Below are 23674 nucleotides of genomic sequence, written 5' to 3'. Positions count from 1 at the left end.
GGGGCGCACGGGCGGAGAGCGCTCGGAGTCGCTCAGTCGTCGCTGGTCTGTGCGAGGCCGGTGTCGCCGTCGGCGGCGGCGGCCGTCGCGGACGCCGGCAGGTCGCGGCGCACGTCGGCCTCGGCGTTCTCGGCGATGACGTCGGCGTACGCGTCGGGCATCACCTTCACGAAGTCGCCCAGCACGTTCGCCCAGTCGTCGAGAAGCGCCGTCGCGCGGTCGCTGTCGGTGTACTCGACGTGGTTCTCCACGAGGCGGCGGAGCATCGCCTCGTCGCTCTCCTCCAGTTCCTCGGAGAGCGACACCATGCCGGTGTTGGCCTTCGCTTCGAGTTCGTCGTCGGGGTCGTAGACGTACGCGACGCCGCCGGACATCCCGGCGGCGAAGTTGCGCCCCGTCTCGCCGAGGACGGCGACGACGCCGCCGGTCATGTACTCACAGCCGTGGTCGCCGACGCCTTCGACGACGGCTTTCACGCCGGAGTTGCGGACGGCGAATCGCTCGCCCGCGACGCCGTTGACGTACGCCTCGCCCTGCGTCGCGCCGTAGAGGGCGACGTTGCCGATGAGGACGTTCTCGTCGGCGGCGTAGGCGGCGTCCTCGGGCGTCTTCACGACGATTCGACCGCCGGAGAGCCCCTTCCCGACGTAGTCGTTCGACGCGCCCGTGAGGCGCATCGTCACGCCGTTCGCGAGGAACGCGCCGAACGACTGCCCGGCGATGCCGGTGAACTCGCAGTCGACGGTGCCGTCCGCGAGGCCCTCGCCGCCGTACTCGTCGGAGATTCGGTTCGACAGCATCGCGCCGACGGCGCGGTCCACGTTCGAGACGTCCTCGCGTATCTGGACGGGTTCGCCGCGTTCGAGTGCGGGTCGCGCCTGCTCGATGAGTTTGTGGTCGAGTTGCGTCTCCAAGTCGGCGTGGGCCTGCTCTTCGGTCTTGTAGCGCGCGCCCTCTGCGGGTTCGGCGATGACCGACGCGAGGTCGAGGTGTTTCGCCTTCTCGTGGTCGGTCTCTCGCTGGCGGAGCAAAGAGGGGCGGCCGATCATCTCGTCCACCGTGCGGAAGCCGAGTTCGGCCATTATCTCGCGCAGTTCCTGCGCCATGAACGTCATGTAGTTGATGACGTGGTCGGGCTGGCCGGGGAAGCGCTTCCGGAGGTCCTCCCGTTGGGTGGCGACGCCGACCGGACAGGTGTTCTCGTGGCACTGGCGGGCCATCACGCAGCCGGAGGTGACGAGGGAGGCGGTCCCGAAGACGTACTCCTCGGCGCCCAGAAGCGCCGCCACGGCGATGTCGCGGCCGGTCTTCATGCCGCCGTCGGCGGTCACGCGGATGCGAGAGCGGAGGTTCGTCGCCCGCAGCATCTGGTTCGCCTCCGCGAGTCCGAGTTCCCACGGCAGGCCGGCGTTCTTGATGGACGTCTTCGGCGACGCGCCCGTCCCGCCGTCGTGGCCGGAGATGTGAACGACGTCCGCGTTCGCCTTCGCGACGCCCGCGGCGATGGTGCCGATTCCGGCCTCGGAGACGAGTTTCACGTTGATGTCGGCGTCCGGGTTCGCCGTCCTCAGGTCGTGGATGAGTTGCTTGAGGTCCTCGATGGAGTAGATGTCGTGGAGGGGCGGCGGCGAGATGAGGCCGACGCCCGGCGTCGCGTAGCGGACGTGCGCTATCATCTCGTTGACCTTCTTGCCGGGGAGGTGACCGCCCTCGCCGGGCTTCGACCCTTGCGCCATCTTGATCTGGAGTTCGTCGGCGCTGGAGAGGTAGTGGGAGGTGACGCCGAACCGGCCGGAGGCGACCTGTTTGACGTTACACTCCTTCTCCGTGCCGAACCGCTCCGGCGGTTCGCCGCCCTCGCCGGAGTTGGACTTCCCGCCGAGGCGGTTCATGGCGATGGAGTTGTTCTCGTGGGCCTCCGGCGACAGACTGCCCAGCGACATCGCGGCCGTCGAGAACCGCTCGACGATGTCCTCGACGGGTTCGACCTCTTCGACGGGAACCGGGTCGCGGTCGGAGTCGAACTCCAAGAGGCCGCGGAGCGTCTGCAGTTCCTCCGATTGGTCGTTGATGAGTTCGGCGAACTCCCGATACTTCTCGTAGTTGCCCGAGCGGACAGCCTGTTGGAGCGTCCCGACCGTCTTGGGGTTCCACTGGTGGTGGATGCCGTCGGAGCGGTGCTCGTACTCGCCGTGGCGTTCTAAGTCGGGGTCCGCGCCGAAGCCGACGGCGTGACGGGTGAGCGTGTCCTCCTCGATGACGTCGATACCGATGCCCTCGGTGCGAATCTCCGTCCCCTCGAAGTACTCGGCGACGAAGTCCGAATCGAGGCCGACGGCCTCGAAGATCTGTGCGCCCTGATAGGACTCCACGGTGGAGATGCCCATCTTGGCCATCGTCTTCAGCAGGCCGTCTTCGAGCGCTTTCTTGTACGCCGCGACGGCCTCGGACTCCTCGGCACCGTCGGGGCCGGCGACCAAGTCGCCGATGGTCTGGTAGGCGAGGTACGGGTTCACCGCGCCCGCGCCGTAGCCGACGAGGGTGGCGAGGTGGTGGACCTCGCGGGGGTCGCCCGACTCGACGACGAGTCCGGCGTGGTTCCGGAGGCCGTTCCGGACGAGACTGTGGTGGACCGCGCCCGTCGCCAGCAGACTCGGAATCGCGACGCGGTCCGGGCCGAGTTCGCGGTCCGAGAGGACGACGACGTTCGCCCCCTCTTCGATTGCCGCCTTCGCCTCCTCGCGGACGCGTTCGACGGCGTCGCGCATCTCCTCGTCCGTCTCGTAGGTGATGTCCACGACGGCCGAGGAGATGTCCTCGTCGTCGCCGAGGTTCTTGATCGCGTCCGTCTGGGCGTCCGTCAGGACGGGCGAGTCCAAGACGAGCTGTCTGGCGTGTTCCGGCGTCTCGTCTAAGAGGTTCCGCTGGTGGCCGAGTCGGGACTCCAAGGAGGTGACGAGTTCCTCGCGGATGTAGTCTAACGGCGGGTTCGTCACCTGCGCGAACAGCTGCTTGAAGTAGGTAAAGAGCGGCCGGTTGAAGTCCGAGAGGACGGAGAGCGGCGTGTCGTCGCCCATCGACCCGACGGGGTCTTTCCCGTCTTCCGCCATCGGCTTGATGAGGTGGTTCACCTGGTCGTGGGTGTAGCCGAACGCCGCCTGATGGGCGCGGAGGTGGTCCACCTCGCCGCGGGGTTCGTAGTCGTCATCTTCCGCGACGTCGTCGAGGTGTCTCTGTTCCTCCTCGACCCACTCGCCGTACTTCTCGTCGGTGAGGGAGTCGAACACCTCCTCGTCGGGGATGACGCGCCCCTCGACGGGGTCGGCCATGAACAGTTGCCCGGGTTGGAGGCGGCCGCGCTCCTCGATTTCGCTCGGGTCCGTATCGAGCGCGCCGACTTCCGAGGCCATGATGACTCGGTTGTCGGTGGTCACGTCGTAGCGACACGGGCGGAGGCCGTTGCGGTCGAGCACCGCCGCGACCCGGTCGCCGTCCGTCGCCGCCACGAGGGCGGGGCCGTCCCACGGTTCGACCAAGGAGGCGTGGTAGTCGTACCAGTCGCGCTTCTCTCGGGACATCGACTCGTCGCCGCGGTACGCCTCGGGGATGAGCATCCGCAGGACGTGCGGGAGTTCGCGGTCCGAGTGAAGCAGGAGTTCGACGGCGTTGTCTACTACCGCCGTGTCGGACTGGTCGGCCTTCGTGACGGGCTTGATGGTCTCTAAGTCGTCGCCGAACTCCGGGTGTTCGAGGTCCGTCTCCCGGGCGCGCATCCAGTTGATGTTGCCCCGGATGGTGTTTATCTCGCCGTTGTGGATGATGTGGCGGTACGGGTGCGCGAGGTGCCACGCCCCGAGCGTGTTCGTCGAGAAGCGCGCGTGGACGAGCGTCAGCGTCGTCTTCACGCGTTCGTCCGCGAGGTCGGGGTAGTATTCGAGCAGTTGGTCGCCCTTGAGCAAGCCCTTGTAGACGAGGGTCTTCCGCGAGAGCGAACAGACGTAGAAGCGGGCCGCGCCCGCCGACTCCAGTTCGCCGACGCGGTTCTCGGCCTCGCGGCGGGCGACGTACAGTTTCCGGTCGAACGTCTCGGCGTCCATCTCCGCGTCGGGACGGACGAACGCCTGCCAGACATCGGGTTCGGATTCGAGTGCGGTCTCGCCGAGCGAGGAGTTGTCCGTGGGGACGTTCCGCCAGTGGAACACCTCCAACCCGTGGGCTTCGAGCGAGCGCTCGAATATCGAGAACAGTCCCTCGCGCGCGGCGTCGTCCCGCGGCATGAACACCGAACCGACGGCGTACGTCTCCGGCAGGTCGGCCTCGACGACGGCCTCGAAGAACTCGTCGGGCCGTTGGATCATGATGCCGGCGCCGTCGCCGGTGTTCTCCTCGGCACCGGTCGTCCCGCGGTGTTCGAGGTTTGCTAACAGTTCTACACCGTCGACGACGGTCCGGTGGCTCCGACCGCCGTCGAGGTCGATGACGGCACCTACGCCGCAGTTCGAGCGCTGGTCGGTGGGGTCGGCGAGCCCCTCCGAAACGACAGGGGTGTCTCTCTGTGGCTTGGTCATGTGTGACGTGAAGTTTTACCCCCATAAGGCAGTTATCCTGAAAGCATAAGGGCAATATCAACACATATTATTCAATATAAGGTATTTCTACTTTACCGAATGTTCATCTAGGATACGCGGGTCGGGAGGGTATCTGTGAACGAACTGTGTACTCGGAACATGAATCGGAGGTGGACCGCAGTAGCGGCACTCGCACAGGCCCTCGTGTTCGGTATTTTTGTCTTCCGCTACGTCGAAGGCGAATCATCGTTGTTGGTTTCAGCCGTCGGTGTCGTCGCCTCGGCAATCGCTGCACTCTCGTTCGCGCTCAGTTATCGTCAACAGCGGAACGGAAAACCAACGTAGGAGGCTACGTATCGAGCGAATCTGCAGGCTGACGGAAGAGACCGAAAACGGGGCGAGCGTCGCTCAGTACGTCTTCGCGAAGTACGCAGTCTCGACGGCGTCGCCGTCGCAGATGGCGCAGGACTCGCCCTCGTGAATTTCGGCCTCCTCGTCGTCGAGGGGGACCATCACGATTTCGGCGGCTATCTGGTCTTTTATCTCGGCTTCGCAGTCCTCGTCGCCGCACCACGGCGCTTTCACGTACCCGCCGTGCTGTCCGATGGTGCCGAGGATGTCCGCGCGGGAGTCGGCCTCTCGAACGTTCGCTTCGAGGTTCTCCTCGGCCTTCGCGTACAGTTTCGCGTACACCTCGTCGAACTCCTCTCGGACCGTCTCGGCGACGTTCTCGCGGTCTATCTCCTTGCTCTCGCCGTCGGGGCGGTGGACGACGGTTATCACGTCGTCGTCCACCTCGTTCGGCCCGATCTCGAAGCGGACGGGGACGCCCTTCAGTTCCCACTCGTTGAACTTGAAGCCGGGATTGCGCTCGTCCCTGTCGTCCAGTTCGACGCGGACGCCCGCCTCCTCCAGTTCCTCGGTGATGCCCTCGGCGTACTCGAGCACTTTCTCCTTCGTGTCGGACTGCCAGATGGGGACGACGACGACCTGTTCGGGCGCGACGGTGTGCGGCAGGACGAGTCCTTGGTCGTCGGAGTGGGTCATGATGAGCGCACCCATCGACCGCCACGAGAGGCCCCACGAGGTGGTGTGGGCCACCTGACTCTCCTCGTCTTCGTCGGTGTAGGTGATGTCGAACGCCTCCGCGAAGGAGGTGCCGAGGTGGTGGGAGGTGCCGCTTTGGACGGACTTGCCGTCGGGCATCAACGCCTCCACCGTCGTCGTCGTGTCCGCGCCGGGGAACTTGTCGTGCTCCGGTTTCGCGCCCCGAAGGACGGGGATGGCGAGGAGGTCCTCGAAGACGGACTGGTACTGGTCGAGGCGGGTGAGCGTCTCCTCCCACGCGTCCTCCTCGGTGGCGTGGGCTGTGTGGCCCTCCTGCCAGAGGAACTCCTTCGTGCGGAAGAACGGCTTCGTCTCCGTCGCCTCCCACCGGACGACGGACGCCCACTGGTTCACGCGGAGGGGCAAGTCGCGGTGACTGCGCACCCACCGGGACATGTACGGCGCGATGATGGACTCGGAGGTGGGCCGGACGGCGAGGCGTTCCTCCAGTTCGTCGTGGCCCGCGTGGGTCACCCACGCGACTTCGGGGTCGAACCCCTCGACGATGTCCTTCTCCCGTTCGAGGTAGCTCTCGGGGATGAACATCGGGAAGTAGGCGTTCTGGACGCCGGTGTCCTTGAACATCCCGTCGAGGTAGCTTTGGATGCGCTCCCAGACGGCGTAGGCGCGCGGCCGCGTGACGATGAATCCGCTCATCCCCTCCGGGCCGTAGTTCGCCAAGTCCGCCTTCTGGACGACTTCGGCGTACCACTCGCCGGTGTTGTACTCCTTGGACTCGGTTATCCCGAGTTCCTGATCGTCGCTCATTACCCTCGCTTTGCCCCAGCGAACTCTTAAAGACCCCGAAGCGCCGGACTGCGGCGGCCCGTTCCGGGGACTCGCGGCCGTCCGTCGGCGACGCGCGCCGCGTTCGCGCCCGCCTCAGTCGCGTCGGACGGCGAACGGACTGTCGCCGTCTCGCCACGACCACCCCGGTAGCCGCGTCTGAAACCCCGCCGCGAGGGCGGCGTCTAAGTCGTCCGCGCCCGCGCGCCCCTCGGTGTGAGTGCGGACGTCCGCGAAGTGGAACGTCGCCTGCGCGAGAAGCGAGAGGGGGTGTCCGCCCGCGACGGTGGCGGCGAGTTCGCGCCCGAGAATCTCGTCCACGACGAATCCGGGGTAGTCGCCCTCCACGTCGAGTTCGCGGAGGATGCGGACGAACCCGGCGACGTTCACCGCCACCTCGCCGTCCTCGAACACGGCGTCTACCTCCTCGCGGTACGCCGCGGGCGTCACCTCGCCCACGTCGGTGCCGAACAGTTCGCCCAACCGCGTTCGAGTGTCGTTTATCAGGGGAACCACCGCGTCGCCGCGGTTCCGCACCCACTCCGCCTCGCGTTCGACGGCCTCCGGTGTCAGTTCCATACCACTGGTCTACACGTCCGAAGGCTTCCACTTTGCGAAGGCTTTTATACCGACGAGAAAGTACCTCCGAGTAAGCGGGTTTTCCCTGCCTCTTCCCGCAGTCAGGATAGCCAGAGATACCACCGTACTCGTTGACTATGCTCTCTCAATCGACGACCGGGCCCGACCGTCCCCCGATAGGCGTATCGGCACCGGTCGGCAGCTTTCGAGGCAGCGATTCTCCGACACCGCCCGTAACGCACCGGGCGAGGCCACTCAGTTATGAGTTCAGTAGATAAGCAACTTGAGGAATTGAAAGCAGAGATTACGAACGAACTGCCGTCCGACATCTCGGTGTCGGACGTGAAGTACGAAGGGCCGGAACTCGTCGTCTACACTCGGGACCCGAAGAAGTTCGCGCAGAACGGCGACCTCATCCGGAAACTCGCCAGTAAACTGCGGAAGCGAATCACGGTCCGTCCCGACCCCGAGGCGCTTTCGAGTCCCCGTAACGCGGAAGAACAGATCCTCGACGTCATCCCGGAGGAAGCGGGCGTCACGGACCTCGACTTCCACGCGGACACCGGCGAAGTCGTCATCGAGGCGTCGAAGCCCGGGATGGTCATCGGCCGCCACGGGTCGACGCTCCGGAAGATAACCCAGCAGGTCGGGTGGACGCCGGAAGTCGTCCGCACGCCGCCCATCGAGTCCTCGACGGTCTCGAACGTCCGGAACTTCCTGAAGCAGGAACGCGACGACCGGCGGCAGATTCTCGAACGGGTCGGCCGGCAGATTCACCGCGAACAGCTCTCCGACGACGAGTGGGTCCGCATCACGACGCTCGGATGCTGCCGCGAGGTCGGTCGCGCCTCGTTCATCGTCTCGACGCCCGAGACGCGCATCCTCGTGGACTGCGGCGACAAGCCGGGCTCGGACGACGTGCCGTACCTGCAGGTGCCGGAGGCCCTCGGCGCGGGCGCGAACTCGCTCGACGCCGTCGTCCTGACGCACGCCCACCTCGACCACTCCGCGCTCATCCCGCTTCTGTTCAAGTACGGGTACGACGGCCCCATCTACACGACCGAACCGACCCGCGACCTGATGGGACTGCTGACGCTGGACTACCTCGACGTGGCGGCCAAGGAGGGCCGGACGCCACCGTACGACTCCGAGATGGTCCGCGAAGCCATCAAACACTGCATCCCGCTCGAGTACGGCGACGTGACGGACATCGCGCCGGACGTGAAGCTCACGTTCCACAACGCGGGCCACATCCTCGGGTCCGCCGTCTCGCACTTCCACATCGGCGACGGCCTCTACAACGTCGCGTTCTCCGGCGACATCCACTACGACGACACGCGCCTGTTCAACGGCGCGGTCAACGACTTCCCGCGCGTCGAGACGCTCGTTCTCGAATCCACCTACGGCGGTCGGAACGACTACCAGACCGACCAGGAGGACTCCGAAGAGCACCTCATCGACATCATCAACGAGACGTACGAGGAGGGCGGGAAGATACTCATCCCCGCCTTCGCGGTCGGTCGCTCCCAGGAGATCATGCTCGTCCTCGAAGAGGCGATGCGGTCCGGGAAGATTCCCTCCATGCCCGTCCACCTCGACGGGATGATATGGGAGGCGACGGCCATCCACACGACGTACCCCGAGTACCTCCGCGACGAACTCCGCGACCGTATCTTCCACGAGGACGAGAACCCGTTCCTCGCCGACGAGTTCAACCACATCGACGGCGGCGAGGAGGAACGGCAGGAAGTCGCCGACGGCGACCAGTGCATCATCCTCTCCACCTCGGGGATGGTGACGGGCGGGCCCATCATGTCGTGGCTCCGCCACATCGGTCCCGAACCGGACTCCCGGCTCGTGTTCGTCGGGTACCAGGCCCAGGGGACCCTCGGCCGACGCATCCAGAACGGGTGGGACGAGATTCCCGTCAACGGCCGCGACGGCATGGGCCGTTCGGACACGCTCCAACTGAAGATGGACGTCGAAACCGTCGACGGGTTCTCCGGCCACGCCGACCGGCAGGGACTTGAGAACTTCGTGAAGACGATGAACCCCCGACCCGAGAAGGTGCTCTGCGTCCACGGCGACGAACGCTCCGTGCAGGACCTCTCGTCGGCGCTCTATCACAACTACAACATGCGGACGTTCGCGCCGAAGAACCTCGAAACGTTCCGCTTCAAGTGACCGCGTAGGCGTCGCGAGTGGTCGCGCCCGACTCGGTCGCGCTTCGTTTTCGCTCTCGTGTCTCGTCGCCCGCGTCGCGGCCAACATTCAAGCCCGCTCTCCCCCCAGACTGAGCCATGCGTCTCGCGCTCATCGCTCACGACGAGAAGAAGCCGGAACTCATCCAGTTCGCGAAGAACCGCAAGGAGGACCTCGAGCGGTTCGACCTGATGGCCACCGGGACGACGGGGAAGCGACTCCAAGAGGAGACGGGCCTCGACATCGAACGCAAGCAGTCCGGTCCCATCGGCGGCGACATGCAGATCGGGGCCGAAATCGCCGACGAGAACTGCGCGGGCGTCTTCTTCCTGCGGGACCCCCTGACCGCCCAACCGCACGAACCCGACATCACGGCGCTTCTCCGCATCGCCGACGTCCACTCCATTCCCCTCGCGACGAACCTCTCTAGCGCCGACGCCATCCTCGACGAACTGGTCAGACAGCTCGAATCGGAGTCGAAATCTCACCGCTGAGAATCGTAACCCGACGCTTAACACCTCCCCGCCGAACACCGGAGTATGCGACGCTCGATACGAACTGTTACCGCGGTAGTCGTTCTCTTGGCGACGTTGGGTGCGCCCGTCGTCGGTCCGGTCGCCGCCCAGTCGTCTAACTCCGGGGCGGCCTCGGACGCCGGCGAGAAGCGGTGCTTCCCGCCCGGCGGTCACGAACTCGGCGTCGGCACGGAGGGTCCGGGCATCTCGATGATCGTCCACACGTCGCTGTTCTCGAACCTCGGCGGCGAAGGAGCACTCGGCCTCGAAGCCCGCGGCACCGCGCTGAACGCCAGCATCATCTCGCTTCAGACGGGCGTCGTCTTCGACGGCGTCGGCGACGCCGGGGCGTTCCTCTCGAACCCGTTCTCTCGGTTCGCGATACTGTTCGACTACTCGTTCGACCTCCCGATGTTCTCGTCTCTCGGCGAGGACCGGTCGTCGTACGCCTCCGAGGAGTCGCCGGTGTCGGGCGTCGAGACGAGGGCGTGTTGACCCCGACCCGTCAGGGCGACGGTCCGGACGGGTAGTTCGCGTCGGCGCGTTCGACGACGATGCTCCCGTCGGCGTGGATGGTCACGTCGTAGCCGTCGAGCGAAAAGGAGAGCGTCCCGTTGCGTCCCGCCTTGTCGGTGAACAACGAGTCGAGCGCGTCGGGGTCGATGACCTCGTACAGCGGTTGTAACGCCTCGGGCTCCTTCCCCGCGAGCATCGACACCGCCCGGACGACGCTGAAACTCAGCGGTTCGTCGTCCGACCAGTCGTGCATCGCGTGGTACTCGTCCGCCGGTGCCGACGGGTCCCTCCCGCCGACTCCGTCCTCAACCATCGTCTCCCCCCCGGGGGCGTACTCGGTGTGGACTCATGTCTCCGAATACCATTGTTTTCTCACCGACCCGCTACTCTCTATCCCCACATAAAGTGCGATGACCGTTAATATGAGAAAATCCCTTACTGTCAGTACGTGCCGACGGTTAACCCTCCGATTATTGCGGCGTCGGGCTTCGGAGACGCGAGACGCCGCGATAATGTCTGACGTTACCGGGTCCCTCCGCCGAGTAAGGGAGCGACTTCTCGGGCGTCAGTCGGCGGGCGCCGCCTCCGCGGGGTCCACCACCTCGCCGGATTCGGGCTCTACGCCGACCCTATCGCAGAGCGCCGCCATCGGACACGCGTCGAGTCCGTCGAGGCAGGCGGGCTTTCTGGCGGAACAGTACTCGCGACCGAACTGAATCATCGCGGTGTGGCCGAACCCGCACTTCGCCGCGGGTACGTCGCGTTCGAGCGACTGACGCACCTCTTCGTGGTCGGCGTCCGGCGGCGCGACGCCCAATCGGCGCGAGATTCGGTGGACGTGCGTGTCCACGGGGAAGACGCCGCCCCGGCCGCCGGCGAAGAGCAAGACGCAGTCGGCCGTCTTCGGGCCGACGCCGTGAATCTCCAGTAACCGCTCGCGGACGGCGGCGGGGTCTTCCTCCCGGACGTAGGCGTCGAACCCCTCGGTGCCGCCGAACTCGGAGACGACTTCCCGCGCCGCGCCGCGTATCATCTTCGACTTCTGGTTGTACAGTCCCGCCGCGGAGATGGCGTCGGCTATCTCCTCCCTGTCGGCCTCCGCCAACGTCTCGGCGAGTTCCTCGGCCGGTCCGAACCGAGCCATCAGTTCGTCGTGGGCCGGTTGACTCGCCTTGTCGCTCGTGTTCTGGCTGAGAATCGTCCGGACGAGACACTCGAAGGCGTCCTGTCCGCCGTAGGCTTTCCGCCAGTACAGTCTGCCTAACTCGTCTACGACGGCCTCCGCGCGCGTCTCCGCGTCCCTCTCTTCGAACACCGCGGCGGTGCCGCCGCCGGCCTCGCCGCCGCTTATGTTCTCCGCGGGTTCCTCCGGCATGGGCGAGGGTTCGGCCGCCGCGGCGAAAAACCGCCCGGTCGCTCGGTTCCGGCGGTCGGCGGATCACTCGACGGTGAGCGTCAGCGTCAGGGACGCTCCGTCGGCGAGGGCGGCGACGAGTTCGCGGTCGAAGTCCGCGGCGGCCCCCTCGGCGCCGACGAGGACGGTTCGGTCGTCCACGTAGTCGCTCGTCCGCCCGACGTGACTCCGGTCGTTCTCGAACGTCAGGTCCGGGTGGCCCCGCCCCGTAACAGTCTGCTCGTACGTCTTTCCATCGTCTGTTTCGACTGTTACTTCCGCCGTAATCGTCGCGTCTTCGTCGCGGCACGCCTCGACGAACGCCTCGTCGAAGTCCGCGGGTACCCTGTCGGCTTCGACCGCGAGGATGCAGTCGCCCGCGGGCGTGAGCCAATCGTCCGACGTCACCTCGAACGTGCTCGCGTGTTCGGCCGAGACGTTCTCGTGTCCGCGCGCGCGGACGACTTCGCGTCGTTCGGTCATGGTTCGTCGTCGCCGTCGCCGCGGTAAAGCGAGTCCGGTTCGGCGCGAGACCCGGACGCGATACGGGCGTCGGGAGAACGGGAGCGACCGTTCCGCGGACGGGAACCGCGGGCGACCGAGTACGGTACGCTCAGTATTTTATATACACTCCCCCGGCGGTTGATACGGCGTAGCACGCCGCGTTCGAGGTGTGTGGTACCTCTTTTCACCCTCGAAATCACCGAAGGATTTATATGCGGACAGGGTCAAGTAGAGAGTACCAGAGCGCCTCCGGCGTTCCGGCGGAACCGCACGCAGAATGATCGGGAATTCTTATCCACGGTCGGCAGCATCACAAGGAGCGGCCGCCTTGTCCGGAGCGGTGATGGTATCGAGGTTTGATTACGCATGGTGACAAAGCAAGACGTTCTCCAAGAATACGACGTACAAGAGCTCGACGAATCCGACAACGTCGAACTCACAGACGACAAGCTCGAAGACGGTTCGAAAGGCGAGCTTATCAAACTCGCGGGGCAGCTCCGCGACCGTCGTAACGACCTGAATCAGATGGCCTCCGAGCGCGCGTCCAAGCGCGACGACCTGAACGCGAAGACTCGCGAGAAGGTCGACGAGGCACAAGAACACCGAGAGCAGCGAGACTCGCTCAACGAGCAGGTTCAGGAGCACAAGAACAAGCGCAACGAGCTCAACGCCGAGGCCAACGAACTCTTCGACAAAGTCGAGGAGATGAAGCAGGACCTCGAGCTCAACGACGGGAAGGACATCGACGAGCTCAAAGAGGAGATCGAGCAGCTCGAGTTCCGACAGCAGACCGAGGTCCTCTCGACGGAAGACGAGCGCGAACTCATCGAGAAGATCGAGGACAAGCGCGAGCAGCTCCGTCAGAAGAAGGACAAGGTCGAAGAGAGCGGTGAACTCGAAGAGCTCATCGAGGAGGCCGAGGAGGTTCGCTCCGAGGCGTCCCAGCACCACCAGAAGGTGACCGAGCTCGCCGACAAGGCCCAAGAGCACCACAACCAGATGATCGAGGCCTACCGAGAGGCCGACGACATCCGCGACAAGGCCGACGCGATGCACGAACTCTTCGTCGAAGCCCAAGAGGCGGCCGACCGCCACCACGAGGACTTCGTCCGCGTCCAAAAGCGCCTCCGCGAGCTCGACAAGCAGGAAGAGCAGGAGCGCGACGCCGAACGCGCCGAGGAGCGCGAAGCGGCCAAAGAGGAGGCCGAGGAGATCTACCAGAAGTTCAAGGAAGGCGAGACCCTCGACACCGAGGACCTGATGAAGCTCCAGAAGACGGGGCTCCTCTAAGCCGGCCGGTTCTTTCTCTCTCTACGTTTCGGAGACGTTTTTCACTCGTCCGAGAGGCATCGGTACGCCTCTGAGGGGGTGACGGTTGTGACGGCCGACGAACGGACCGCGGACTTTCGGTTTCGGTTCCGACCGCGCTCAGCCTTCGCTCGGTTCGACCACCGCTTCGGCCTCGATTTCGACCAGCAGTTCCGGGTCGACGAGTCGGCTCACCTCGACCATCGTCGAGGCGGGACGAACCGGCACGTCGCGGAAGAACGACCCGTGGGCCTCGCCGACGGCTTCCCACTCTTCGATGTCGACGACGTACATCCGGGTCCGCACCACGTCTTCGACTCCCCCGCCGAGTTCCTCGACGGCCGAGACGACGTTCGAGAGGGCCTGTCTCGTCTGTGCGCCCGCGTCGCCGACGCCGACCACGTCGCCGTCCTCGTCCGTCGCCGTCGTTCCGGAGACGCGAATCGTCTCGCCCGTCCGGACGGCGCGGGAGTACCCCACCTTCGGTTCCCACTCGGTACCGCTGGAGACGGCGTCTCGTCGCATGGCCGACTCGACGGACTCTCGCCCGATAACGGTTCGCCCGCGACGACCGGGAGCGTTTTAACTAAGTGAGACGTTCGCACGGTTGTGACCACGCTCGTCCTCTGCGTCGACCGGTCGAACGACATCGGGCGGAAGGCCGGCCTCCAGACGCCCGTGGTCGGGTGGGAGGCCGTCCAATCGCTCGTGACGGAGGTGGGGCTCGCGGACCCGGAGGACTCGAGCGTGAACTGCCTCTTGGAGTCGCTCCGCGTCGTCAGGGACCTGCGGGACGGCGACGAGGACGCCGTCGTCGCCGTCGTCTCCGGCGGGAGCGACTCGCTCGTCGGCGCGGACCGGTCGCTCGCCGCGCAGGTGGACCGACTCGTCGAGGAGTACGACCCCGAATCGACCATCGTCGTCATCGACAGCGCCGGCGACGAACGCGTCGTGCCGGTGATAGAGAGTCGCCTCCGCATCGACTCCGTCGACCGGGTGGTCGTCAGGCAGGCCCACGACATCGAATCGACGTACTACCTGCTGAAGCAGTTCCTCGCCGACGAGGAACTGCGGACGACGGTGTTGGTCCCCCTCGGGGCGACGTTGCTTTTGATGCCGCTTTTGCTCACGCAGTTCTCGCCCGCCGTCGCGCTCGCGGGTCTGGCGGCGGTGCTCGGGGCGGTGCTGCTGTACAAGGGGTTCGCCATCGACGAGTTCGTCGCGGACGTGCCCGACAGGGTTCGAGACGCCCTCTACTCGGGGCAGGTGTCCGTCGTAACGTACGCCGCCGCCGGCGGACTGTCGCTCGTCGGCATCTTCCTCGGCGCGCTCTCGGTGACGACGCCGACGGGGTCGGAGACGGTGGTACTGCCCGCGATGCAGTTCGTCTACAACGCGGTGCCGTGGTTGGCGCTCGCCGCGTTGACCGCAAGCGCCGGCCGACTCATCGACGAACTCATCGGCTCCGACGGCGTCCGGACGCCGTACCTGAACCTCCCGTTCGGCGTCGTCGCCCTCGGACTCGTCGTCCGGGGGTTCTCCGGGTGGTTCCTCCAACGCGAGGGCGTCCTCGCGAACGCGGTGCTGGTCGACGTCGCGCTGTCGGCCCGACAGCGACTGGCCCTGTTCATCGTCGGCGGCATCGTCGTCAGCATCGTCGGCGTCCGAATCGCCGCGAGCGTGACCGACGAGACGGTGGAGGACGCAGTCGAGCAGTGAGTCGGGCGCTCAGCGCGTTCCCCCGACGCGGTACTCGCCGTGTTTGACGCCGATGCCGAGACAGATCGCCCCGAACACCAACATCGCGGGGGCGACCATCATCAGTACCGTACTCGTCGCCATCACGCCCATCGCGAGGAGGGCGGCGACGCCCGCGGCGACGAGGACGAGAAACAGCACGGCCGTTCGCGTGCGGTCGAACTCCATACGCTGAGTCGTTCGGACGGGCGGAACTAATCGCTTGCTCTCCCGCCTCGACGTTCGACGCGCGAAAAACGGCGAAAACGGAGCGGAGAAGGGAGTTCGAGGCCCCGTTACCAGGGAGCGAAGCCGGGGTCGACCTGACGCTCGGTTCGGTCGATTCCGTCTATCTTCTCGACGTCCTCGTCGTCGAGTTCGACGCTCAGCGACGCCCAGTTGTCGCTGATGTGGTCTTCGCCCGTCGCCTTCGGGATGGCGGTGACGCCCTTCTCCCGAAGCCACGCCAGCGACACCTGCGCCTCGCTGACGCCGTGTTTCTCGGCGACGTCGGACAGTTCGGGCACGTCGAACACCTCGCCGCGGGCCAGCGGAGAGTACGCGACGATTTCGACGTCGCGGTCCGCGCAGTGCTCGCGGAGTTCCTTCTGCGGGAGGAGGGGGTGGAGCTCTATCTGGTTCGCGAAGATGGCGTTGTCCGCCGTCTCGACGGCCTCGTCCACCTGTTCGGGCTCGAAGTTGCTGATGCCGATGCGCTCTACTTTCCCGTCGTCGACGAGTTCGTCGAACGCGCGGAACGTCTCCTCGGGGTCGTACTCGCGGGACGGCCAGTGGACGTAGAGCAGGTCAACGTAGTCGACGCCGAGTTTGTCGAGGCTCTCCTCGGTCGTCGCGAGCACGTCGTCGTACGAGAGATTGTCGATCCACACCTTCGTTGCGAGGAACACGTCCTCGCGGTCGACGTCGGCGTTCTGGATGCCGCGACCGACGGCCTCCTCGTTGTCGTACGCCTGCGCCGTGTCGATGTGGCGGTACCCCATGTTCAGCGCCGTCTCCACCGCGTCGGCGCAGTCGTCCGGGTCGTCGTTCTGCCACGTGCCGAGTCCGAGCATCGGCATGGCGTCGGCCTCGGGGACGTCGTCACTATCGGGTACTTGGTGGGACATACGTTGTAACAACGAAGGGGAGTCGAGGGGAAAGACGTTGGGAAAGGGAGAACGGCGTGCCGGAAAGCGTGCGAAGCGTTACCGTCAGTACTTCTGGTCCGCGCCGCTGATTTCGTACAGTTCGTCCATGATGTCGTCGCGTCCCTCCCGCCACGACTCGAACCCGCGCGGCGAGGAGGGGTAGGCGTTGTACAGCGTCGAAATCTCCGACGCCTTCCGACTCACCTTGTAGAGGCCGTAGAGGGCGTCCCAGTGGCCGAACGTCTTCACGAGCGTCTCCAGTTTGAGCTTGAGACTCATCTCGGAGGTGCCGCTACTGAGGGCGTCGACCAGTTGCTGGCCCGGCAGCGACGAGACGATATCGACGAGTTCGTTCACCTCGTGGGCGGTGCCCCAGATGTTGTACAGGTCCACCGCGGCGAACCGCTTGCCGAAGTCCGTCATCACGTCGCGGTTGTACTCCCAGAGGTTCGCCTCGCTCACGTCGCCCTCGGAGATGGCCTTCACGGCGCGTTTCGCCGCCCAGTGGGCGGACTTCGCCGCGCCGGGGATGCCGCCGCCGGTGGTGGGATTGACGTGTCCCGCGGAGTCGCCCGCGGCGATGAAGCCGTCGGCCACCGCCGAGTCGTAGGGGCGGCGCGTCGGCAGGGCCGCGCCGAGTTTGTCCTTCACGGTGGCGTTCGCGAACTCCGGGCGGTTCCGCAGGTCGCGTTTCAGCGCGTCCACCAGTTCCATCGGCTTCTCGGTCATCTGGAAGCCAAGCCCTGCGTTTATCTCCGTCGAAGACCGGGGGAAGTACCAGAGGTACCCCAGTTCCTCGGTCGGTTTGAACACGATGGCGTCGTCGTACTCGACCGGTTCGGAGACGTCGATGACCTCGCGGTAGGCGGAACAGAACTGCGAGTACGAGACGTTCGTATCGAAGTACGTTCCGGAGAAGTCCGTCTTATCCTGCAGAATCGACAGCGCACCCGCGCCGTCGATGGTGACCTCCGCCTCGTACTCTACGACGCTCCCGTTTCGCTTCGCGCGGACGCCGGTGACGGTGCCGTCGTCGGCCTGCATCACGTCTTGGACGACGGTGTCGAACTGCAGTTCCGCGCCGAGACGCTCGGCCTCGTCTAAGATTATCTCCCCGTAGCGCCGCCGGTCGATGACCGCCCCCGAACTGCCGAACGGTATGTCCAGCGTCTCGCCGCGCGGATTCTCGAAGACGGCGCGGCGGATGTTCTGGTTGGTGAACGATTCCTCTTTGAGGCGGTCGAGGTCGATAACGTCCGGAAAGGTGCTCTTCCCCTTGATGGCGTCGCCACAGGCGATGTGGCCGGCCTCCTCCTCGGGCTTTCGTTCGAGGAGAACGACGTCGAGGCCCTCCGCCGCCCCGGTCGCCGCCGCGAAGGCTCCCGCCGTTCCTCCCCCGACGACGACCATGTCGTAAACTTCCGCGGGCATACGCTACTGATTTCGGCGCCCGTCATAAAAATAAACCGTATCTGCACCCGAACTTTGCGTACCGGTGGCAAATCGAACCGGCCGTCCCGGTCACCATCCGCCGTCAGTTTTACCGTGATAGACGTTGCCGTAGTAGTGGTGGCAATATATGCCTGAACTCTCCACGGAGAACACGAACGCGTTCGCCCACCGAATCGCCGGGGACACGTTAGTGTACGACTGTCCGGACTGCGAGTACGGCGAAGTCGTCATCACCGAACTCATCGAGTCCGACACGTCTCGGTGTCTCGACTGCGGCACGCCGTTCCGCCTGTACGTCGAACGGGCCGACGAGGGCGGCGACGCCTGACCGCGGACCGACGCCGCCCGTCCGCGGTTCGCCGACGCGGGGATGCCGCCGGACGGAACAGTACCGACGGTAGCGAGGCGTAAAAAAACGGGGACGAGCGGTCGTCGTCCGGAGTTAGTAGAACTCGCGGACGAGGTCCATCGCGCCCTCCGGCGCGCCGTCGTCGATTTCGGACATGTTGGAGTCGAGGTCGTGTTTCTGGTCGTACGGCACGGACTCGTCGTCCTGCCAGATGACGCCCTGGTACTCCTTGTCCGCGTCGAGAATCTTGTTCTTCGCGGCGTCGTAATCGGAGGGGTCGTGGTCCTCGTCGGCGACGTCCACGAGGTTGTCGCGGAAGTAGTCGTACGTGTCCACGTCGTTGAACGTGACGCACGGACTGAACACGTTGACGAAGCCGAAGCCGTCGTGTTCGATGGCTTGCTGGACGATCTCGGCGTGACGCTGCGCGTCCGTCGAGAACGACTGCGCGATGAACGTCCCGCCCGCCGCGAGTGCGAGTGCGAGGGGGTTCACCGGCGGTTGCTGCGGGCCCTCGGGCGTCGTGGACGTCTCGAAGTCCTCGCGCGAGGTGGGCGAGGCCTGCCCCTTCGTGAGGCCGTAGATGCGGTTGTCCATGACGACGTACGTCATATCGACGTTCCGCCGAACGGCGTGGACGAAGTGACCCGCGCCGATGGAGTAGCCGTCGCCGTCGCCGCCCGCGACCATCACTTCGAGGTCGGGGTTGGCGAGTTTGACGCCCGTGCCGACGGGGAGTGCGCGCCCGTGGACGCCGTGGAGGGCGTACGAGTGCATGTACGTCCCGATTTTCCCGGAACAGCCGATACCGGCGACGACGAAGGTGTTGTCGGGGTCGTTCCCCGTGTTCGCGAGTGCCTTCATCATGCCGTTCATCGTCCCGAAGTCCCCGCAACCGGGGCACCACGTGGGCTGCTTGTCGGATTTGAAGTCGGTGAATCGAATGTCGGAGCTCATTGGTTATGCGGTAGCCTCCTCTGCGAGGAGTTCTTTGATGTCGTCTGCGAGTTCGTCCGCCTTGAACCGGACACCGTTGTACTTGTTGAGGCGCTTGACCCGTGTAAGTGTGTCGTGCTCGACGACGTCGGCGAACTGACCGGTCGCGTTACACTCGACGACGATGACGTCGTCCGCCGCCTCGACGTCCTCGGTGAGGTCCGGGCGCGGGAAGATGTAGGGGACCGAGAGGAACCGCACGTCGATGCCCTCGTCTTCGAGGAACTCCATGGCTTCCTGCATCGCGCCCTCGTTCGAGCCCCACGAGATGACGAGCGTATCCGCGTCCTCGTCGCCGAACTCGCGCGGACTCCAGTCTTCTTCGGTGCGGGCCGTCTCGACCTTCTGTTCGCGCTTGTCCACCTGATCGACGCGCATCTCCGTGTCCTCGGTCCGGCGACCGAGTTCGTCGTGTTCGAGACCGGTGGACATGTGCGCGCCGCCCTCCGTGCCGGGGAAGGCGCGCGGCGAGACGCCGTCGTCGGTGAGCGCGTGGGGTTGGAACTGCCCCTTCTCGTTTTGCCACTCGTCGATGGTGTCGTCGTCGACGACCTTCCCGCGTTCGATTTCGACCTCGTCCATGTCGAACGTCTCCGGCGAGAACGTCTGTTCGGTGACGGCCAGAGAGAGGTCCGCGGTGAGGTACACCGGCGTCTGGTACTTCTCGGCCATGTTGAACGCCTCGACGGTCTTCCAGAAGCACTCCGAAATCGTCGTCGGCGCGAAGACGAAGCGCGGAATCTCGCCGTGGCCGCCGTACAGCAGCATGTTCAGGTCGCCCTGTTCCTGCTTCGTCGGCATCCCCGTCGAGGGACCGGAGCGCATCACGTCGACGATGACGAGGGGCGTCTCCGAGGTGGCGACGAGGCCGAACGTCTCGGTCATCAGGTCGATACCCGGACCGGACGTCGCCGTCATCGAACGCGCGCCGGCGCGCGCCGCGCCGAGTGCCACGTTGATGGCGGAGAGTTCGTCCTCCGCCTGGAGGACGTGGCCGCCGAACTGCTCGATGCGACCCTTGAGGTACTCCATCACGTCCGTCGCGGGCGTGATGGGGTAGCCGGCGTAGAACTTACAGCCGGCGGCGATTGCGCCCATCCCGATGGCTTCGTCGCCGTTCAGGAGGACGTAGTCTTCGTCCGTGGTGTCGAGGTCGTAGTCGAACTCGTGGTCGTAGTTGTCCTCGACGTAGTCCTGACCGCTACGGGCGGCCTCCTTGTTGTTGTCGACGAGCGACTGTCCCTTCGAACCGAAGCGCTTCTCTAAGGCGCTGTCGAGGTTCTCGATAGGGAAATTCGTTACTTCGCAGGCGGCGCCGAGTGCGACGACGTTTCGCATGATGGCACCGCCGGCCTCCTCCGCGAGGCGTTTGAGGGGAACGTCCAGCCCAATCATCCCCTCGGGTATCTCGATGTTCTCCATCGTGGTTCGCTCGCCATCGTAGATGATGACGGAACCCTCGTGGAGTTCTTCGAGGTTCTCCTCGATGGTACGAGGCGTCAGCGCGATGAGCACGTCGAGTCTATCGACGACGCTCTGCACCGGGTCGACCGACGTGCGGACCTTGTACGCCGTGTATCCGCCGCGGATACGAGACGCGAAGTCCTTGGAGGTGAACACGTGCCGTCCAGCCCGAGAGAGTGCCTGAGCGAATATCTTCCCCGTCGAATCGATACCATCGCCGGCTTCACCGCCGATGGCCCAGTTGAAGTCCGCAGGCATGTGGGTAAAGAGTTGCCATGGACCCATGAAAAGCCTTCTGAAAGCCATTGAAAACGATTACGAATTCGTTGACCGGAAATCCGCCTCGAACCGACGTATCCGGGCAGTTCTGCGCCGCCGTCCGGCCCCGTCTCTCGCACAAATCTTCGAGGAACTCCGTATTCGTCAACTTCGTTTCGCGGCTCGCGGTGCGCAGATATTACGGCAACAGAAAAGTGAAGGAACTTCCCGAACGGAGCCGTAATTTCGGGCGTCGACCACCGGCCGGTCGGACCGGAGAGCAAGGTCATTTATCCGGGGCCGTCGAACCCTCGTCCATGGACGCAACCGTCGCCGTCACCGCCGTTCGAGACGTGGGACCGAACACGGTGGCCATCGAGTTCGAGTCGCCCGAGGGGTTCGAGGCCGAACCCGGCCAGTTCGTGAAACTCTCCGGTACCGTCGAGGGCGAGGAGTACTCCCGGTTCTACACGCTCTCCTCCCCCGGCGTGGCCGAGACGTTCGAGGTGACCGTCGGCGTCGACCCCGAGGAAGTGGGGCCGTTCAGCCAACACCTCGTGGACCTCTCGGCGGGCGACGAACTCGATATGACCGGCCCGTTCGGTGACAACCACTACGAGGGCGAGTCGCGCGTCGTCGTCCTCGCGGGCGGACCGGGCGTCGGCCCCGCCGTCGCCATCGGCGAGTTAGCGGCCGAGGACGGCAACGAGGTTGCTATCGTCTACCGGACGGACGCGCCCGCCCACGAGGAGAGACTCGACGCCCTCCGCGACGCGGGTGCCTCCGTCGTCGTCACCGGCGGCGACGTCGAAGACGCCGTGGCGGACGCGGTGACCGCCGAGGAGGGCGAACAGGTGTTCGTCTACGGCTTCGCCGACTTCGTGGCGGAGGCGACGGACGCGGTGGAGGCCGCGGGCGGCGACCCCGACGCCGCGAAGGTCGAGAACTTCGGCTGAGTCGGTCGTTCGCCCGCGGACGCTCGTTTATTTGGACTCGCCTCGAACGGTCGGCGGACTCACCCGAATCCTTAATCATTAGCCCGGCAAAATTTGCGGCATGTACGACGAGGACGACCTCGCGGCGATACGCGAGGCCCGCGAGGAGTGGGAAGCGGAGACGCGCGACCCGGTTCGCGAACGGCACGGCGAACGGAAAGACCGGTTCGCGACCGTCTCGAACCTCGAAGTCGACGACCTGTACACGCCCGCGGACGTGGCCGACATCGACTACGAGGAGGACCTCGGGTTCCCCGGCGAGTACCCCTACACCCGCGGCGTCTACCCGACGATGTACCGCGGTCGGACGTGGACGATGCGGCAGTTCGCCGGGTTCGGCACCGCAGAAGAGACGAACGAACGGTTCCACTACCTCATCGAACACGGCCAGACGGGCCTCTCGACGGCGTTCGACATGCCCTCCCTGATGGGGAAGGATTCGGACGACCCCCTCTCGGACGGCGAAGTCGGCAAGGAGGGCGTCGCCGTCGACACCCTGCGCGACATGGAGATTCTGTTCGACGGCATCGACGTGGACGAGGTGTCCACCTCCTTCACCATCAACCCCTCCGCGCCCGTCATCTACGCGATGTACGTCGCCATCGCGGACCAACAGGGCGTCCCCCGCGAGGAACTCAGGGGAACCCTCCAGAACGACATGCTCAAGGAGTTCATCGCGCAGAAGGAGTGGGTCGTCCCGCCGGCACCCTCGCTGAAACTCGTCACCGACACGGTGGAGTTCTGCGCCGCGGAGACGCCGAAGTTCCACCCGATCTCGGTGTCGGGCTACCACATCCGCGAGGCGGGGTCGACGGCGGTGCAGGAACTCGCCTTCACCCTCGCGGACGGGTTCGCGTACGTCGAGGACGCCCTCGAACGCGGGATGGACGTCGACACCGTCGCGCCCCTCCTCTCTTTCTTCTTCAACTCGCACAACTCCATCTTCGAGGAGGTGGCGAAGTTCCGCGCCGCCCGGCGCATCTACGCGCGCGTGATGACGGAGTGGTACGACGCCGAAGCGGAGGCGTCCACGCGACTGAAGTTCCACACCCAGACCGCCGGGCAGTCGCTCACCGCCCAGCAACCCCTGAACAACGTCGTCCGCGTGACGATTCAGGCGCTGGCGGGCGTCCTCGGCGGCACGCAGAGTCTCCACACGAACAGTTACGACGAGGCGTTCGCGCTTCCCGGCGAGGAGGCCGTCCGCGTCGCCCTCCGCACCCAGCAGATAATCGCCGAGGAGTCCGGCGCGGCGGACGTCATCGACCCCCTCGGCGGGAGTTTCTTCGTCGAAGCCCTCACCGACGAGGTGGAGGCCGAAGCGATGGCGTACATCGAGGAACTGCGGGAGATGGGCGAGGGGTCGGTTCGGGACGGCATCCTCGCGGGCATCGAGGAGGGGTACTTCCACCGCGAGATACAGGGCGCGTCCTACGAGTACCAAGAACGCGTCGAGGAGGGCGAGGAAGTCGTCGTCGGCGTCAACAAGTACGTGATGGACGAGGACACCACGCCGGACCTCCTGCACGTCTCCGAGGAGACGCAGGACCGGCAACTCGCCCGACTGGAGTCGGTGAAGGAGGAACGCGACGACGAGGCGGTGGCGCGGTCGCTCGAACGCGTCCGCGAGGCCGTCGAGAGCGACGAGAACGTCATGCCCGCCCTCGTGGAGGCGGTGAAGGCGTACGCCACCATGGGCGAGATAATGGACGTGTTCGAAGAGGAGTGGGGGACGTACCGCGAGGAGATAGGCGTTATGTGAGCGGACTCGACGCGCGGTGAAACGTTTTGCCGACC

20 protein-coding genes are annotated in these 23674 nt (G+C 65.4%); 8 read left to right on the top strand and 12 right to left on the bottom strand.

Features of this window, described 5'->3' with window-relative positions; all coding sequences use genetic code 11:
* Positions 1-32: 32 nt before the first annotated feature.
* From gltB to BLS11_RS10445, 3 genes are all read right to left on the bottom strand, one after another.
* Positions 33-4568, bottom strand: a complete 4536-nt coding sequence (gltB, locus tag BLS11_RS10455; RefSeq protein ID WP_092537029.1) for a glutamate synthase large subunit — start codon at positions 4566-4568, stop codon at positions 33-35.
* A 408-nt stretch (positions 4569-4976) separates the two neighbouring features.
* Positions 4977-6443, bottom strand: coding sequence for a proline--tRNA ligase (gene proS / locus BLS11_RS10450; protein WP_092537027.1), 1467 nt, complete (start codon positions 6441-6443; stop codon positions 4977-4979).
* A 114-nt stretch (positions 6444-6557) separates the two neighbouring features.
* Positions 6558-7040, bottom strand: a complete 483-nt coding sequence (locus BLS11_RS10445) for a DUF7984 family protein (protein ID WP_092537025.1) — start codon at positions 7038-7040, stop codon at positions 6558-6560.
* A gap of 261 nt (positions 7041-7301) precedes the next feature.
* On the opposite strand from BLS11_RS10445, the gene BLS11_RS10440 reads away from it, so the two are divergent.
* The 3 genes from BLS11_RS10440 (at position 7302) to BLS11_RS10430 (ending at position 10252) form a co-directional block, all read left to right on the top strand.
* Positions 7302-9224, top strand: coding sequence for a beta-CASP ribonuclease aCPSF1 (locus BLS11_RS10440; RefSeq protein ID WP_092537022.1), 1923 nt, complete (start codon positions 7302-7304; stop codon positions 9222-9224).
* 116 nt (positions 9225-9340) lie between these two features.
* Positions 9341-9736: a methylglyoxal synthase gene (locus BLS11_RS10435; RefSeq protein WP_092537019.1), complete on the top strand. Its 396-nt coding sequence runs from the start codon at positions 9341-9343 to the stop codon at positions 9734-9736.
* 45 nt (positions 9737-9781) lie between these two features.
* The gene (locus BLS11_RS10430) at positions 9782-10252 is read left to right on the top strand and encodes a DUF7332 family protein (protein ID WP_092537016.1); all 471 of its coding nucleotides are present in this window, start codon (positions 9782-9784) and stop codon (positions 10250-10252) included.
* A gap of 10 nt (positions 10253-10262) precedes the next feature.
* Here the strand turns inward: BLS11_RS10430 and BLS11_RS10425 are convergent, their stop codons facing one another.
* The 3 genes from BLS11_RS10425 to BLS11_RS10415 form a co-directional block, all read right to left on the bottom strand.
* Positions 10263-10586, bottom strand: a complete 324-nt coding sequence (locus BLS11_RS10425; RefSeq protein ID WP_092537012.1) for a HalOD1 output domain-containing protein — start codon at positions 10584-10586, stop codon at positions 10263-10265.
* Positions 10587-10838: 252 nt separating this feature from the next.
* The gene (locus BLS11_RS10420; RefSeq protein ID WP_092537009.1) at positions 10839-11648 is read right to left on the bottom strand and encodes an endonuclease III domain-containing protein; all 810 of its coding nucleotides are present in this window, start codon (positions 11646-11648) and stop codon (positions 10839-10841) included.
* Positions 11649-11711: 63 nt separating this feature from the next.
* The gene (locus tag BLS11_RS10415; RefSeq protein ID WP_092537006.1) at positions 11712-12149 is read right to left on the bottom strand and encodes a DUF371 domain-containing protein; all 438 of its coding nucleotides are present in this window, start codon (positions 12147-12149) and stop codon (positions 11712-11714) included.
* A gap of 387 nt (positions 12150-12536) precedes the next feature.
* Between BLS11_RS10415 and BLS11_RS10410 the strand changes: the two genes are divergently transcribed.
* On the top strand, positions 12537-13460 hold the full coding sequence (locus BLS11_RS10410) for a coiled-coil protein (RefSeq protein WP_092537003.1): 924 nt from the start codon (positions 12537-12539) through the stop codon (positions 13458-13460).
* Between the two features lie 138 nt (positions 13461-13598).
* Here BLS11_RS10410 and BLS11_RS10405 read toward each other — a convergent pair whose 3' ends face one another.
* The gene (locus BLS11_RS10405) at positions 13599-14003 is read right to left on the bottom strand and encodes a RidA family protein (protein WP_092537000.1); all 405 of its coding nucleotides are present in this window, start codon (positions 14001-14003) and stop codon (positions 13599-13601) included.
* Between the two features lie 84 nt (positions 14004-14087).
* On the opposite strand from BLS11_RS10405, the gene BLS11_RS10400 reads away from it, so the two are divergent.
* Positions 14088-15197 carry a DUF373 family protein gene (locus BLS11_RS10400; RefSeq protein ID WP_092536997.1) on the top strand — a complete coding sequence of 370 codons (1110 nt, stop codon included), beginning with the start codon at positions 14088-14090 and terminating at the stop codon, positions 15195-15197.
* Between the two features lie 9 nt (positions 15198-15206).
* Here the strand turns inward: BLS11_RS10400 and BLS11_RS10395 are convergent, their stop codons facing one another.
* From BLS11_RS10395 to BLS11_RS10385, 3 genes are all read right to left on the bottom strand, one after another.
* Positions 15207-15404 carry a DUF7333 family protein gene (locus BLS11_RS10395; protein WP_092536994.1) on the bottom strand — a complete coding sequence of 66 codons (198 nt, stop codon included), beginning with the start codon at positions 15402-15404 and terminating at the stop codon, positions 15207-15209.
* Positions 15405-15511: 107 nt separating this feature from the next.
* Positions 15512-16342 (bottom strand): aldo/keto reductase, encoded by an 831-nt coding sequence (locus tag BLS11_RS10390; RefSeq protein ID WP_092536991.1) that lies wholly within the window; start codon positions 16340-16342, stop codon positions 15512-15514.
* Between the two features lie 84 nt (positions 16343-16426).
* A complete protein-coding gene (locus BLS11_RS10385; RefSeq protein ID WP_092536988.1) occupies positions 16427-17794 on the bottom strand; it encodes a geranylgeranyl reductase family protein in 1368 nt (455 codons plus the stop codon).
* 148 nt (positions 17795-17942) lie between these two features.
* Here BLS11_RS10385 and BLS11_RS10380 point away from each other — a divergent pair, with 148 nt between their 5' ends.
* Positions 17943-18143: a hypothetical protein gene (locus BLS11_RS10380; RefSeq protein ID WP_092536985.1), complete on the top strand. Its 201-nt coding sequence runs from the start codon at positions 17943-17945 to the stop codon at positions 18141-18143.
* Between the two features lie 114 nt (positions 18144-18257).
* Here BLS11_RS10380 and BLS11_RS10375 read toward each other — a convergent pair whose 3' ends face one another.
* Positions 18258-19121 (bottom strand): 2-oxoacid:ferredoxin oxidoreductase subunit beta, encoded by an 864-nt coding sequence (locus BLS11_RS10375; protein WP_092536982.1) that lies wholly within the window; start codon positions 19119-19121, stop codon positions 18258-18260.
* A gap of 3 nt (positions 19122-19124) precedes the next feature.
* A complete protein-coding gene (locus BLS11_RS10370; protein WP_092536979.1) occupies positions 19125-20882 on the bottom strand; it encodes a 2-oxoacid:acceptor oxidoreductase subunit alpha in 1758 nt (585 codons plus the stop codon).
* Positions 20883-21199: 317 nt separating this feature from the next.
* Between BLS11_RS10370 and BLS11_RS10365 the strand changes: the two genes are divergently transcribed.
* A complete protein-coding gene (locus BLS11_RS10365; protein ID WP_092536976.1) occupies positions 21200-21838 on the top strand; it encodes an FAD-dependent oxidoreductase in 639 nt (212 codons plus the stop codon).
* A gap of 100 nt (positions 21839-21938) precedes the next feature.
* Positions 21939-23639: an acyl-CoA mutase large subunit family protein gene (locus BLS11_RS10360; RefSeq protein ID WP_092536973.1), complete on the top strand. Its 1701-nt coding sequence runs from the start codon at positions 21939-21941 to the stop codon at positions 23637-23639.
* Positions 23640-23674 lie beyond the last annotated feature (35 nt).

It is taken from the genome of Halopelagius longus (assembly GCF_900100875.1).
GTDB classification, from domain to species: domain Archaea; phylum Halobacteriota; class Halobacteria; order Halobacteriales; family Haloferacaceae; genus Halopelagius; species Halopelagius longus.
Note: the sequence above shows the minus strand (reverse complement) of the source record. Positions and strands in the feature narration are given on the sequence as shown.